We start from the raw sequence: 14,007 nt of genomic DNA, 5'->3' as shown, positions 1-14,007 counted from the left end.
GCTTGGGTGGAGGTTTTTTTGAGATGATTTTTCGAAATATTTAATTAGATTTATAAATAATTAACTACATAATAATGACTAAACTATTAACACTAATTATCTTATTTGTTTTTACAAACTTATTTGCTCAAAAACAATTTACTATTTCTGGAAAACTTGATGGATTTGATGAAAATGCATTGGTCAAAATAAGTATTAATAATGCTCCTATTGATAGTGTCGTATTAGTTAAAGGGGGTTATAAATTAGAAGGAAAATTAAAAGAGGTTCCATCTTCGGTTTATATTACAGTCAAAAATGGAAAAGATTATCATTCTGCACTTCTTTTTATTGGTAATGAAAAAATTACACTAAATGCCACAAAAAAAGATTTTCCTTATGATGTAAAAACTTCTGGATCTGAGTATGACGAGATGAGGTATAAATATGCTCAGTTTGATAAAGATTATACGATAAAACGACGAGAATTTTTAACTGATATGATGTCGCTTCGTGAACAAAATAAATGGAATGATAGTTTACAAAAAGCATACTGGGGTAAACCTTATGGTAAAATAACTGCATTAGATAATGAATTTGCAAAGAATAGTCTTCAATTTTATCAAGATAATATAAATTCATACTATACACTTTCATTAGTTAATTCATACAAGACAGAATTGTCAAAAGAAGTTTTAATTGATTTGATGAATAAGTTAGAATCTAAATATAAAAAATCAGCCTATTACAAATCTATCATGACAGATATTAATACAGAAAAGTTAAATATTGGCGACAGTTATATAGATTTTATGGCGTATAATCAATCAAATAAAAAAGTTAATTTTTCAGATTATTTCAAAGGAAAATATGTGTTATTAGATTTTACAACTTTTTATTGTGGATTCTCTTTAGAATCTATTCCTGTTTTAGATCAAATAAAGACTAATAATCGTGATAAGTTAGAAATTGTAAGTTTCTATGTAGATAAAGAAGAAATTGGTTATAAAAACTTTCTTTTAAAACATGCAGAAGATTGGATTTCGCTTTGGGATAAAGAAGGTAGAACAGGAGGTACTTATACAAAATACAAGATTATCGGTACACCAACTTTTTATCTTTTTAATCCATAAGGAAAACTTATTCTAGCAGATTTTGGATTAGATGAAAAGAAAATTACAGAATCAATCAAATAAAAAAAATCCATCCCAATAAATTGAGATAGATTTTACATTTATAAAAAACTGAAAATTAAAATAATTATTCTTTTTTAATGTCCTGCACTGATTACTTTACCTGCTCCTTTTTTGATAAAGAACAGAATAAATGGAATACAGATTAGGAAAACTACACCCAAATACAAGAAAACATCCATATAAGTTAACACAGTTGCTTGTTTGGTAACTTGTAAATCGAGTAGGTTATAGGCTTTATTTAATGCTTCATTTGGGGCAAAACCTTTACTAATGAAGCTCATTTGTAAATTCTGAATATGTTTTTGTACATCAAAATCGGATGTATCAAGATGCGAAACTAAATTTGTTCGGTGTCCAACTGTCCAACGCGAAATAAATGTTGTAATAATCGCGATACCAAAAGATCCTCCTAACTGACGCATCATTCCTGTAAAGGCAGCTCCTTCACCAATTTGTTGCCCTCTCAAACTTGAAAGTGAAAGTGTGGTAACAGGTACAAATAATAATCCCAATCCAACTCCACGAACAATTAATGGCCAAAAGAAATGCTCGGAACCTGTGTCTGGTGTTAAGATTTTGTATGACCAAAAACTGTAACAGAAAAAGATAAAGAATCCTCCTGCAACCATATATTTTGGTGGTACACCTTTTTGTAACATTGTTGCGATGATTGGCATCATGAAAGCAGTCATCAACGATGAAGGAATTAATAATAAACCTGCATCAGTTGCAGTCCATCCTAAGATTGATTGTGTATAAATTGGAATAATGAATGTCGATCCATATAATCCAAATCCTAAGATGAAGGATAAAATAGTACCAACTGCTAAGTTGCTATCTTTCAGTACACGTAAATTTACAATTGGATGTTTGAAAACTAATTCTCGCCAAACAAATAAAATGAATCCGAAGAAACTTGCGATACTCAAGGTTACAATTGTCGAATCTGAGAACCAGTCGTCTTGTTGTCCGTGTTCTAATACATATTGTAACGATCCAACTGCAATGGCTAACAAAATAATTCCCAAGAAATCGACTTGGCTTAGTTTTGATTTCTCTGCATATTTTGGGCTACGAACAAATGATATCGTTAACAATACGGCAATAATCCCGATCGGAATATTGATGTAAAATATATATGGCCAAGACCAATTATCAATAATATAACCTCCTAAAGGCGGACCAAGCGTAGGACCAACAATAACTCCCATTCCATAAATTGCCTGCGCTAAACCACGTTTTTCGGGTGGATAACTTTCGGTAATGATAGTTTGCGAAGTTACCAACAGTGCTCCACCACCAAGTCCTTGTATAAATCGGAACAAGATAATTTCCCACAACGTTGTTGCATTTCCACAAAGAAACGAAGAAACTGTAAAAATAATAATCGAAGCCGCAAAATAATTGCGTCGTCCAAATTGTTGCGACAACCAGCTGGTCATCGGTACTACAATTACGTTGGCAATTGCGTAAGCGGTAACCACCCACGCAATATCAGTTAAAGAGACACCCAAACTACCTTTCATGTCATTCATTGCAACGTTAACAATTGTTGTATCAACAATCTCTAACAACGCACACATGATTGCGGTAATGGTGATGATTACACGTCTTGCACCATATTCAACTAAATTATTTTCTTCCATAATTTTTCTGAATAGGTGTTATTACTTTGCAGAAGTATTCGATTTTAAAAGAATATCAGCTTCCACGTTCATACCTGGACGAATCATTTTCAACATTTCATCTTTTTGATCGATAAATTCGATTTTAATAGGAAGACGTTGAACTGTTTTTACGAAGTTACCAGATGCATTATCTGGAGGTAATAACGCAAACTTAGCACCTGTTGCAGGAGATAAAGACGTTACTTTCGCTTTGAATTCGTGTTTTGGATAAGCATCAACTTTGATGATGGCTTCTTGTCCAACTCTAATTTTTTCTAATTGAGTTTCTTTGTAGTTTGCCACAACCCAAATATTATTTGTTGTCACAATATTAAACAAAGATTGACCAGCTTGTACCAATTGTCCTGGTTGTAAATTAATTTTAGAAACTTGTCCATCTTCAGCCGCAATTACATACGTATAAGACAAATATAATTTTGCATTATCGATGTTTGTTTTGCTTTGACCAATTGCTGCTTCCGCAACTTTAATTTGTGCTTTTGAAGCATCAGCTTGTGCTTTCGAAGTGTTCACTTGTTTTGCTGTAGCTTGCGCTTGTTTTGCTGTAGAAGCTAATTGAGCACGAGAAACACCTAATTGTTCTTGTACAATTCGCAATTGTTTTTCTGCTGTTTCTTTTGCTGCTAAAGCTTGCTCGTATTGTTGTTTTGTGATCGATTGATTTTGGTATAATTTATTGTAACGATCAAAATCATTTTTCGTTCTCCAAACTTGTACTTTTGCTGCTTCTACATTTGCTTGAGCTGTATTAACACTTGCTTGAGCTGTTTCGATTGTAGTATTTGCTGCAACTGCACCAGCTTCTGTCACTCCAATTGCTGCACCAGCTTGAGAAACACCCGCGTGAGCAACTCCTAATTGACCTTCTGCTTGTAATAAAGCATCTTGCGATTGTTGCAATTTCAAGGCAAATTCAGATCCGTCCAAAACAACTAATGTATCACCTTTGTGAACCATTTGGTTATCTTCTACTAAAATCTTCTGAATGTATCCTGAAACTTTAGGAATAACAGGTGTTATTTTTGATTCAATTTGTGCATCATCAGTAATTTCGTGCGCTTGTCCGTGTAAATATTTATAAACTCCATATCCACCTCCAAGGATGATTAATGCTGCTAAAACGATGATAAATTTTGAATTTATTTTTTTCTTTTCTTGATTATTTTCTTCCATATCGAGAGGTGTTATTGTACGTTTTCTAATAAAATTCCTGTAGTATAGTAATATTCGTAGATCGCTAATTGTTCGTCAGCATCTCCGACAACTTGATTGATTTTTGCTTGCAATTGTTGTACATCCGCTTCTAATAAATCGTCTGTATCAGCCAATCCGTTGTCATTTTTATCTTTTACAATTCTGTAGTTTTCGTTTGCTTGTTCTACAGCTTCCTTGTAAACATTATTTTTCTTTTTTGCTAAATCATACTTTTGAAAAGCTTCGTTCATTTCAACTTTAGCTTTATCAATTGTCGTTTCTTTTTGCATCTCATTTTCTAATTTCTGAGCTTTTGCAATTTCAACTTCTGCTTTATTTTTATACAAAGAAGATAAATCATATTTTAATCCAACACCGACATTTGTTGCATTTGTAACCGAAGCAACTTTATCAATATCCATCGCAATATATCCAGCTGAAACCGCTAATTGAGGGTAATAAGCTGCTTTCGCAATTTTGATTTGACTATCAGCAATCTGATTTTTTACATCATATGATTTAACATCTGTACGATTGACGTAATCTTGAGAATTTTGATTGATGGTTTTCAAGGTTTCTACATTATCAACATGAACGATTTTACTTTCGTCTTGTCCAGTCAATAAATTCAATCGGTAATTGATGTTTTTGTATTGCGTTTCGGCTTCATCAATTGCAACTTGTACATTCGATGCTTGTAATTTTGCTCTCAACAAATCATTTCTCGCGATGATTCCGTTATCCAAAAAGTTTTGAAAATCTTTCACACGTTGATTTGCTCTCACTAAGTTTTCATTCAAAACATCGATAGAACGTTGCGTTTTGTACAATCCAAAATATAAATTGATAGCTTGCCAAACCACATTTTCTTTTGTTGCTTCGATTTGTAAGTTTGATAAATCAACCATTAATTCACTGCTTTTGATTGCATTTTTAATTTTAAATCCTGCAAAAACAGGAACAGATGCACTTGCTTGTCCTAATAATAATTGGTTTGGTTCAACTCCCATTCCTCCACCAGAAGATTGCATCGGAAGTTTGATGTCTACATTTGTTGTCGTAAACAAATGCATGTATTGTCCACTCAACGAAATGTCTGGTAAACGATTGTTTTTCGCGCTTTGTACTTTATACTCATTTGTATTTTTGGCAGCTTCGGCAACTTTCACAGATTTGTTGTTCTGCAAACTTTGTTGAATAACTTCCTGCAAAGAAACGTTGGTTTCCTGCGCATGAGCGAAAGTAGCAACAACTAAACAAATCGGTAAGAAAATTTTATTTTTCATCGTATAGTAAAATTGCTTTTAAAGAATCTATTAAATAAGGGTAATATTCTTCGTGAATATGTTCTGTAAACTCTTCATGAGAAGATAATCCCCATTGTTTCATATATGTTTTTTCGTTCAAAATCAAATAAGATGTTCCACCAATAACTACCATTACAACAGCTTCGGCAGGAGCTTTTCTTTTAAAAACGCCTTCAGAATATCCTTCACTAATAATATTTGTGATATATTCTAAATTTTTTGTTTTTAAGTCATTGACTTTACAATCAATTTCTAAAATTGAATCTCTTTTCGAATATTCTCTTGCCATAATTCGATGAAATTCAGGTTTATCCAAAATTCTATTCAAATAAGCTTTTAGGATTGACTGTAACTTTTCAAATGGAGAAAGTGTAGAATTTTGTGAAATTGAGGCCAATGATTCATTGAAAGTTGTGATACGCCAACTAAATAAATTCTCGACCAATTTATCTTTTGATCCAAAATAATAGCTAATCATCGCAATATTAATGTTTGCTTCTTTTGCAATTTCTCGAACACTTGCAGCATCAATTCCTCGTCTTCCAAAAACTCGTTCAGCCGCGCCCAAAATTTCTATTTGCTTCTCACTTAATTTCATCTTATAAAAATTGAACGCGCAAAGTTAAACAAACGTTTAATTAATTTAAAAAAAATAAGTATTTATTTTAATGATTTTTTATAATTCATTGATTAACTTTTGTCTATGAAAGAAATTTTTCTACATCATATTTGGAAATTGAATCAATTTTCACATCAAAGCTTACAAACTTTTCATGGAGATTTCATTGAAATTGTGAAAGTTGGAAAGTTAAACCATCATGCTGGGCCAGATTTTTTGGAAGCAGAAATCATCATTGGCGATAAATTGTGGATTGGAAGTGTCGAAATGCATGTCAATTCTTCGGATTGGAATTTTCATCAACATTCGAATGATTTATCGTATCAAAATGTGATTTTGCATGTTGTATGGAATCACGATTGTGAAGTTGATATTTTGCGTCAACGTAATGTACAAACTTTGATTTTACAAGATTTTGTAAAACCGGAAATTGTTTTTAATTATCAAAATATTATTAATTCTAAGTTGGATAAAATTTATTGTGAAGAATTTTTAGATTCAATTGATTTGAAGCAATTTTCTTTTTGGTTTGAACGAATTTTAATCGAACGTTTCGAAGAAAAAACAAACGATATTGTACAAATTTTAGAACACAATAATTCCAATTGGGAAGAAACATTGTTCAAAAGTTTGGCAAAGAATTTTGGATTAAAAGTTAATGTAGAAACTTTTGAGATTTGGGCAAATTCTTTTCCGTTCAAAGTTTTGCAAAAAATACAATTTAATGCCCAAAAAGTTGAAGCCTTGTTTTTTGGACAAGCCAGTTTTTTAGAAGAAAACTATGAGAATGATTATTCTAAGCAATTAAAAAACGAATATCAATTCCTGAAAAATAAATATCAATTAGAATCAATTGAAAATAGTTTGTTCCGATTTTCGAAAATGCGACCAATTGGTTTTCCGACGATTCGTTTGGCGCAATTAGCATCGATTTATGTGAATTATCAAAGTTTGTTTTCTGAAATTATTCAGCCAAAAAATTTGAAAGAATTTTATAAAATCTTCGAAAATTTGGAATTAAATTCTTTTTGGGAAACGCATTATACATTTAAGAACGAATCAAAATTTCAACTCAAAAATCTTTCAAAAGATAAAATAAATAATTTGCTCATCAATTCTATTATTCCGATTCGTTATGCTTTTGAGCGACAAAAAGATGAGGTAGAAATTGATTTTTATTTGGATTTATTAAATGAAATGGAAGCGGAAAATAACTCGATTTTAGATGAATTTGAACGAATTGGTTTTGAAAATAAAACCGCAAAAGATTCTCAACAATTAATTCAACTTAAAAAAAGATATTGCTCCGAAAAAAAATGTTTAAATTGCGCTATCGGACAACAAATTTTACGTTAAATGAAAGATCAAATTAGGAATTTTACCGAAACAGAATGGTTTAATGTGATTTCGCGATTTGCAGACAAATTGGGAATTCGCGTTGCAAAATTACGTTTGATTTTCATTTATTTAACCTTTGCAACTTTCGGTTTAACCTTTATTGGTTATTTTATTATGTTATTCTTTTTTTGGGTAAAAGATTGTTTTGTTATCAAACGAAAATCGGTTTTTGATTTGTAAAAAATATTTACAAATACTTAAAACCTTTTATTAATTTTAGATTTCTTAATTTGTTAAATATTTGATGGTTATGTCGTTTTCGATATCGTGAGTGTTTGATAAGGATATTATTTTCACTTCTTTTCCAACCAAGATGAAATATTTAAAAAAATCTACTTTTTACCTGAATAAATCGCAAAGATTTGGCTTGTATTTATTATTTGTTTTGATTTTGTTATTTGAGATTTTTCAACATATTTCAGTTGAAAAAGAAACATATCAATTATCAGAAGCAGATAAAGCTTTGCTAGCAAATTATCAAACAACTCTGAAGAATTATACATTTAATTCTACTTCAAATAAACAAGTAAAAGATTCAATCAAACCCTTTAATCCAAACGAATTATCTTTAGAAGATTGGATGAATTTAGGGTTTTCGGAACGTCAAGCCGAAGTTATTTTGAAATATAAAGGAATTCTTGGTGGAGAATTTACATCGAAAGAGCAGCTTAAGAAATGTTATGTTATCGATGAAGGAAAGTATAATGAATTAGCTCCTTTTGTTCTTTTACCAGAACAATCTAAATCGAGTTTTATAGATTATTCATCACCAAAAACTAAAATAGCTTACAAAAATTTCAATCCAAATGATTTGCCACAACAAGGCTGGGAAAAACTTGGTTTTTCGCCAAAACAGGCAGAAATAATCATGAAATATAAACAGATTGTTGGAGGAAAGTTTACGTCGAAAGAGCAATTGAGGAAATGTTTTGTGATTGATGATGCGAAATATGCAGAGATGAAAACGTATATTTTGTTACCAGAAAAATCAAAGGAACATGAAAGAAATGAGAAGAAACAAAGTGGCAAAAAGATTCAATATATAAAATTTAATCCAAATAGTTATTCTGAAAATGATTGGCAAAAAATAGGTTTTTCGTCTAAACAAGCTGTTTCAATTCTAAAATATAAAAATATTTTGGGAGGACAGTTTAAATCGAAAGAACAATTGAAAAAATGTTATATGATTTCGGACGAAAAATATGCGGAAATGGAACCTTATATTGATTTGCCTGAAAATATAATTTATAAAGCTAAACAGCCAAAAGTTGAGCAACCAAAAACAGAGGAAAAAGTAGTTGAAAAAATAGAAATAAAAGGCAAGTTTAATCCAAATAATTTGAGTCATGAAGATTGGATGAAACTCGGTTTCACAGAGAAACAAGTAAATACGATTCTTAATTTTAAACGTTCGTTAGGTGGGAGTTTTAAAGATGCAAAAACATTGAAAAGATGTTATGCGATAAGTGAAGAAAAGTTTAAGGAAATTGAGCCTTATTTGGTGTTTGAGTGATTATTCATTCATAGGTTAGTTTTAAAAAATAAACGCGTTTTAGGATTTCCTAAACGCGTTTATTGGTTTTTATAATGTCTGATTATTAATAGTTAAATAATTCTTCTAAAGTCAATTCTTTTACTTGTCCAAGTTTTTCAACAGATGGCCAGTCTAAGTTTTCTTTCTTACCAATTAAACCAACATTGAAGTTTTGACCTTTGATATGTTTTTGGAAAAATTGATCCAATTGTTCTAATGTTAATTTAGACGTTTGATTATAAATATCTTTATTGATATCATAATTTAGACCTTTATCTTGTAATGATAACCAATAAAAGAACACATTTGCTTTTGTATAACGACTTGTAGCGATTTGCTTAAGTGCTGCTTGCTTAGAATTATTGAATTGATTTTCTGCTTTTGGCATATTATTCATTAATTCTTTCATTGCGTCAACAGCTTGTGGCAATTTGTTTGCTTGTGTTCCAATTACAGCTCTTACATAATTGTAATTATCTTTTTTATTTGCATTAATGTAATAAGAACCAGCAGAATAAGCCAATGATTTAGACTCGCGAATTTCTTGGAAAACGATAGATGACAAACCTCCACCAAAATACTCATTGAAAATTCCTGTAGATGTCAACAAAGTTGGATCATATTTAGTATCACGAGCAAAGAAATTAATTTCCGCTTGTACCATATCGTAAGGAGCAAAATATACTTTACCATCTGTAGTTGGTTGTGGATATTCTTTTTTCTTAGGATAATCTAAATTTTTTCCGAAATTATGATGTTGTTCAATTGCTTTTTTCGTTTCTGCTTCATTATTTCCGTAATAGAAAATTTGGTGTTTGTAATTAAAGAAATCTTTAATGATTTGCGTTAATTCTTTTGGATCAATAGCTTTCAAATCAGCTTCAGAAATAATATCTCTCGAGCGATTATCTGGTCCGTATTGTGCATAAGTATTTAACAAAGAAGAAATCACGTTTTTGTTCTTTTTAGAATTTTCTCTTGATTTCAAAATTGTTTTCACATATTCTTGATACGATTCATTATTTGCAACGGCATCACTTAAAAGATGTTCAAATAATTTGATTCCGCTTGTTAAGTTCTTTTGTAAACCAGTGATATAAAGAGAAGTTCTTTCTGTACCAGGATTAACTCCATAATCAACACCAATTTTATAAAACTCTTTTTTCAAGTTCTCTGGCGAATATTTGGACGTTCCTAAATAATTTAAGTAATTAATCGCTAAACCAAGCTTTTTATTATTGTCCGATCCCATATCCGCGATATAGTAAACAGAGCTAATATCGTTTGTCTTGTTCTGAATCGAAGTGAATTTTGTATTTTTGATTTTACCTTCGTTCAATTCTTTTTTGAAGTCAACAAAAACTGGTTTAATCTCACTTGATTTGATCTTCATGAAATCTTTGTACCAAGTAGATTCAGCATCACGATTCAATTGAATTGGCGTAATTCCAGGATTCGAAACACGTACCAAATCCTTGTTTTCACCTTGACGTTTGTAAACAATTACATAATTATTCGTATAATTATTCTTTGCAAAGTCCATTAGTTCTTGCTTTGTTACACGACCCATATCATCATATTGATCGACAACTTCTGCCCAAGGAACATCATTGATATATGATTTGTACAAACTTGCTGCTAAAGAACGAGTATTTTCCCAGCTTTTCATACGAGATTTTCTTAAATCATTTACAACTGCTTCTATCATCCAATCATCAAATTCCCCTTTTTTGATTTTTTCAATCTGAGCAATTAATAAATCACGTACTTCTTCTAAACTTTGTCCCTGTTTTGGAGATCCTGAAAAAGAATGCATACCATAATCTCTAAAGAAAGAAGAAGAGCTTCCTGCTCCTAATGTTTTTTGCTGTTGATTGATATTTAAGTCGATTAATCCAGCTGTAGAATTACTTAAAATATAATCAATTAATGTTACATATTTTGCATCAGAACTTTTTGCTCCGTTAAAACGGTAAGCAAACTGAACACGTTCCGAAGATGGACTAAAAACTTCGCTTGTTACAATTTTTTTAATCGGCTCTTCTTTTGCAACATATTGTGCAGGAGCTGCTTTTGTAGCATAATTTCCAAAATATTTGTCAATCATTGGAACAGCCGTATCAAAATCGAAATCACCAATCAACATCACAGCCATATTGCTCGCTACATAATATTTATCGAAATAATTATGAATTGCAACCATTGATGGATTTTTTAAATGTTCTGAAGTTCCAATAGTTGTTTGAGTTCCGTAATGCGATTTTGGAAATAAGGTTTGCATTAGTTTATAGTAAACTAAACGTCCATCATTGTCTTGAGAACGATTAAATTCTTCGTAAACGGCTTCTAATTCAGTATGAAAAAGACGTAAAGTTAATTCTCTAAAGCGCTCAGATTCTACTGTTAACCATTTTTCTAATTCGTTATTCGGAATATTATTATGATAAATTGTTTCTTCTAAAGATGTATGCGCATTAGTTCCTGATGCTCCCAAAGATGAAATTAATTTATCGTATTCGTTTGCCACAGCATATTTGGATGCTTCTTGCGAAACTTGATCAATTTTTTTATAGATTTCTACTTTTTTTGCAGGATCTTTTTCTGCTTTGTGCTGTTCGTATAAATCTGAAATTTGTTGGATCAAAGGTTTTTCAACAGCCCAATTTTGTGTTCCGATTTTTGAAGTTCCTTTAAAAACCATATGCTCTAAGTAGTGAGCCAAACCAGTATTGTCTTCTGGATCGTTGTTAGAACCTGTTTTTACAGCTATATGAGTTTGGATTCTTGGTTCGTCTTTTATTTGAGCCAAATAGATTTTCAAACCATTTTTTAGCGTATAAATTCTTGTATTTGAAGGATCATTTTCTACCATTTCGTAGGTATATCCTTTATTGTCAGTTTTTTTCACTGTTTTTAATTGTGCGTGAGTAAATACAGAACCAAAAATGATTCCGCAGATCAAAATAGATTTCCTCATGTATTAATTTTTTAAGTTGCTTAAAAGTAATACATTAAAACGAATAAGAGAAAATTATTTTCGATATAGAGTTATTTTGTTAATCTAAAACCAATCATTGTAAATATTAATCCAATGAGTACACTCAAAAAAATATAAATAATTGGTGCGATGTAATTTTGTTGTTGAATTAAGTTGACATTTTCATACGAAAAACTTGAAAATGTCGTGAAACCTCCACAAAATCCAGTTATCAGTAAAAAATTGAAATATGTATTTCCTAAACCATTTTTGATTGAATATCCATATAAAGTGCCAATCAAAAAACAACCGATAATATTTGTCAAAAACGTAGCAAATGGAAAAGGTTGCGAATAATATTTTCCGATTCCGTATGAAATTAAAAATCTTGCAACACTACCAAAAGCGCCACCTAAACCGACAAATAGTATAGATTTTAAGAGATTCATCATTCCTAAAGATGCGAAGCTGAAATAAGTTCAGCTTGACATCTGTATTTTATTTTGAGTATTAAATATAAAACTATTTTTCGATAAAATTCTTCACAGCAATCGCAACTTTTGCTCCGTCCATTGCAGCAGAAATAATTCCACCCGCATAACCAGCTCCTTCAGCACAAGGAAATAAACCAGCAACTTGCGTATGTTCTAAAGTTTCTTCATTCCTCGGAATACGAACAGGCGAAGAAGTTCTGGATTCTGTTGCGACAATATTTGCGTTTTCGGTATAGTAACCATTCATTTTTTTACCAAATGTTTGGAAACCTAATTTCAAAGATTGATGAACTTCTTTTGGTAAAACTTCGCTCAATAAACCTGATGTTAGACCTGGTAAATAAGAACAATCATTCAATGAATTGGATAATTTTCCTGAAACAAAATCAGTCATTCGTTGCGCAGGCGCTTTTAATTTACCTCCACCAACTTGCCACGCTTTTTGCTCGACCATTTGTTGAAATTTCATTCCAGCCAAAGGTCCAGTAAAACCATATTTAGCAAAATCTTTTTCATCAACAGTTACAACCATTCCCGAGTTTGCAAAAAATCCGTCACGTTTGGAAGGCGACCAACCATTTACCACTAATTCTCCTTCATCTGTAGATGCGGGCGCGATAATTCCACCAGGACACATGCAAAAAGAGAAAACGCCGCGACCTGCTTCTTGTGAAACTAATGAATACGAGGCAGGAGGTAGAAATTCATTGCGCTCCGTTCCAATTGGACAATGGTATTGAGCAGAATCAATCAAGCTTTGGTGATGTTCTACACGAACGCCTAAGGCAAAAGGTTTTGCTTCAATTAAAACGTTCTTTTCATCTAACATTCTAAAAATATCACGAGCCGAATGTCCCGTTGCTAAGATCAAAGAAGAAGTTTTTATCTTTTTATCATGATTGATTTCAATTCCTTTGATTTGATTATTCTCGATGATAATATCCGTTAGTTTTGTATCAAACCAAACTTCACCACCACATTCGATAATTGCTTCGCGCATGTTAGCGATAATTCCAGGTAATTTATTTGTTCCGATATGTGGATGCGCTTCTTGTAAAATACGTTCTGTTGCACCGAAATGTACAAACCATTGCAAAGATTTCAGGATATTTCCACGTTTTGTAGAACGTGTATATAATTTTCCGTCCGAATAAGTTCCAGCGCCTCCTTCGCCATAACAATAGTTTGATTCAGAATTTACTTTTCCTTCTTTATTCATTGCTGCTAAATCACGACGACGATCACGAACATTTTTACCACGTTCGATGATAATTGGTTTCAGACCGTGTTCTATTAATTCTAACGCAGCAAATAATCCAGCAGGACCAGCACCAGCAATATAAACTTCGTGTTTGTTTTCTACATTTTGGAGATTTGGATGAAACTCGAAAGCATCAGAGAATTCTTCATTTACAAAAACATTGACTTGTAATTGGGAAATAATATTTCGGCTTCGTGCATCTAAAGAGCGACGAATAATTTGGTAAGCATTGATATTCTCCGGTTTTGTTTTAACAGCAGATGCTAAACGTTGTTTCAGAAGTTTCTCGTTTGCAGCTTCTGTAGGAGATATGCGTATTGTTACATTTTGAGGCATATTTATTGACTAAAAATTAGACTG

Annotated in this window: 11 protein-coding genes; 4 read left to right on the top strand and 7 right to left on the bottom strand. The window is 31.6% G+C overall.

The window, feature by feature from the left end; all coding sequences use genetic code 11:
• Positions 1-74: 74 nt before the first annotated feature.
• Complete coding sequence (locus ACTS9J_RS14000; protein WP_448353371.1) at positions 75-1,112, top strand: thioredoxin-like domain-containing protein; 1,038 nt, start codon at positions 75-77, stop codon at positions 1,110-1,112.
• A gap of 137 nt (positions 1,113-1,249) precedes the next feature.
• On the opposite strand, the gene ACTS9J_RS13995 is transcribed toward ACTS9J_RS14000, so the two are convergent.
• From ACTS9J_RS13995 to ACTS9J_RS13980, 4 genes are read right to left on the bottom strand one after another with little or no spacing between them, the layout of a single operon-like run.
• Positions 1,250-2,821, bottom strand: coding sequence for a DHA2 family efflux MFS transporter permease subunit (locus ACTS9J_RS13995; protein WP_221854137.1), 1,572 nt, complete (start codon positions 2,819-2,821; stop codon positions 1,250-1,252).
• 21 nt (positions 2,822-2,842) lie between these two features.
• Positions 2,843-4,036 carry an HlyD family secretion protein gene (locus tag ACTS9J_RS13990; RefSeq protein ID WP_448353370.1) on the bottom strand — a complete coding sequence of 398 codons (1,194 nt, stop codon included), beginning with the start codon at positions 4,034-4,036 and terminating at the stop codon, positions 2,843-2,845.
• 11 nt (positions 4,037-4,047) lie between these two features.
• The gene (locus ACTS9J_RS13985; RefSeq protein WP_221854139.1) at positions 4,048-5,343 is read right to left on the bottom strand and encodes a TolC family protein; all 1,296 of its coding nucleotides are present in this window, start codon (positions 5,341-5,343) and stop codon (positions 4,048-4,050) included.
• Positions 5,333-5,962: a TetR/AcrR family transcriptional regulator gene (locus ACTS9J_RS13980; protein WP_280062831.1), complete on the bottom strand. Its 630-nt coding sequence runs from the start codon at positions 5,960-5,962 to the stop codon at positions 5,333-5,335. Before ACTS9J_RS13980 ends, ACTS9J_RS13985 begins: the two co-directional genes overlap by 11 nt.
• Before the next feature lie 105 nt (positions 5,963-6,067).
• Here ACTS9J_RS13980 and ACTS9J_RS13975 point away from each other — a divergent pair, with 105 nt between their 5' ends.
• The 3 genes from ACTS9J_RS13975 (at position 6,068) to ACTS9J_RS13965 (ending at position 8,894) form a co-directional block, all read left to right on the top strand.
• Complete coding sequence (locus tag ACTS9J_RS13975) at positions 6,068-7,339, top strand: DUF2851 family protein (RefSeq protein ID WP_125349609.1); 1,272 nt, start codon at positions 6,068-6,070, stop codon at positions 7,337-7,339.
• On the top strand, positions 7,340-7,561 hold the full coding sequence (locus ACTS9J_RS13970; protein ID WP_125349608.1) for a PspC family transcriptional regulator: 222 nt from the start codon (positions 7,340-7,342) through the stop codon (positions 7,559-7,561).
• A gap of 133 nt (positions 7,562-7,694) precedes the next feature.
• The gene (locus tag ACTS9J_RS13965) at positions 7,695-8,894 is read left to right on the top strand and encodes a hypothetical protein (protein WP_448353369.1); all 1,200 of its coding nucleotides are present in this window, start codon (positions 7,695-7,697) and stop codon (positions 8,892-8,894) included.
• Positions 8,895-8,979: 85 nt separating this feature from the next.
• Here ACTS9J_RS13965 and ACTS9J_RS13960 read toward each other — a convergent pair whose 3' ends face one another.
• The 3 genes from ACTS9J_RS13960 to ACTS9J_RS13950 form a co-directional block, all read right to left on the bottom strand.
• Positions 8,980-11,892, bottom strand: a complete 2,913-nt coding sequence (locus tag ACTS9J_RS13960) for a M16 family metallopeptidase (RefSeq protein WP_448353368.1) — start codon at positions 11,890-11,892, stop codon at positions 8,980-8,982.
• 71 nt (positions 11,893-11,963) lie between these two features.
• Positions 11,964-12,344 carry a fluoride efflux transporter CrcB gene (gene crcB / locus ACTS9J_RS13955; protein WP_448353367.1) on the bottom strand — a complete coding sequence of 127 codons (381 nt, stop codon included), beginning with the start codon at positions 12,342-12,344 and terminating at the stop codon, positions 11,964-11,966.
• 70 nt (positions 12,345-12,414) lie between these two features.
• On the bottom strand, positions 12,415-13,983 hold the full coding sequence (locus ACTS9J_RS13950) for an NAD(P)/FAD-dependent oxidoreductase (protein WP_448353366.1): 1,569 nt from the start codon (positions 13,981-13,983) through the stop codon (positions 12,415-12,417).
• Positions 13,984-14,007: the final 24 nt, after the last annotated feature.

It is taken from the genome of Empedobacter sp. ULE_I140 (assembly GCF_053482575.1).
Note: the sequence above shows the minus strand (reverse complement) of the source record. Positions and strands in the feature narration are given on the sequence as shown.

What these genes read in the sequence shown, in the direction of transcription:
- ACTS9J_RS13970 (WP_125349608.1), top strand. Translation starts at nt 7,340, where the DNA reads ATGAAAGATCAAATTAGGAATTTTACCGAAACAGAATGGTTTAATGTG.
- ACTS9J_RS13980 (WP_280062831.1), bottom strand. Translation starts at nt 5,962, where the DNA reads ATGAAATTAAGTGAGAAGCAAATAGAAATTTTGGGCGCGGCTGAACGA.
- ACTS9J_RS13975 (WP_125349609.1), top strand. Translation starts at nt 6,068, where the DNA reads ATGAAAGAAATTTTTCTACATCATATTTGGAAATTGAATCAATTTTCA.
- crcB (WP_448353367.1), bottom strand. Translation starts at nt 12,344, where the DNA reads ATGATGAATCTCTTAAAATCTATACTATTTGTCGGTTTAGGTGGCGCT.
- ACTS9J_RS13995 (WP_221854137.1), bottom strand. Translation starts at nt 2,821, where the DNA reads ATGGAAGAAAATAATTTAGTTGAATATGGTGCAAGACGTGTAATCATC.
- ACTS9J_RS13950 (WP_448353366.1), bottom strand. Translation starts at nt 13,983, where the DNA reads ATGCCTCAAAATGTAACAATACGCATATCTCCTACAGAAGCTGCAAAC.
- ACTS9J_RS13965 (WP_448353369.1), top strand. Translation starts at nt 7,695, where the DNA reads ATGAAATATTTAAAAAAATCTACTTTTTACCTGAATAAATCGCAAAGA.
- ACTS9J_RS13960 (WP_448353368.1), bottom strand. Translation starts at nt 11,892, where the DNA reads ATGAGGAAATCTATTTTGATCTGCGGAATCATTTTTGGTTCTGTATTT.
- ACTS9J_RS13990 (WP_448353370.1), bottom strand. Translation starts at nt 4,036, where the DNA reads ATGGAAGAAAATAATCAAGAAAAGAAAAAAATAAATTCAAAATTTATC.
- ACTS9J_RS13985 (WP_221854139.1), bottom strand. Translation starts at nt 5,343, where the DNA reads ATGAAAAATAAAATTTTCTTACCGATTTGTTTAGTTGTTGCTACTTTC.
- ACTS9J_RS14000 (WP_448353371.1), top strand. Translation starts at nt 75, where the DNA reads ATGACTAAACTATTAACACTAATTATCTTATTTGTTTTTACAAACTTA.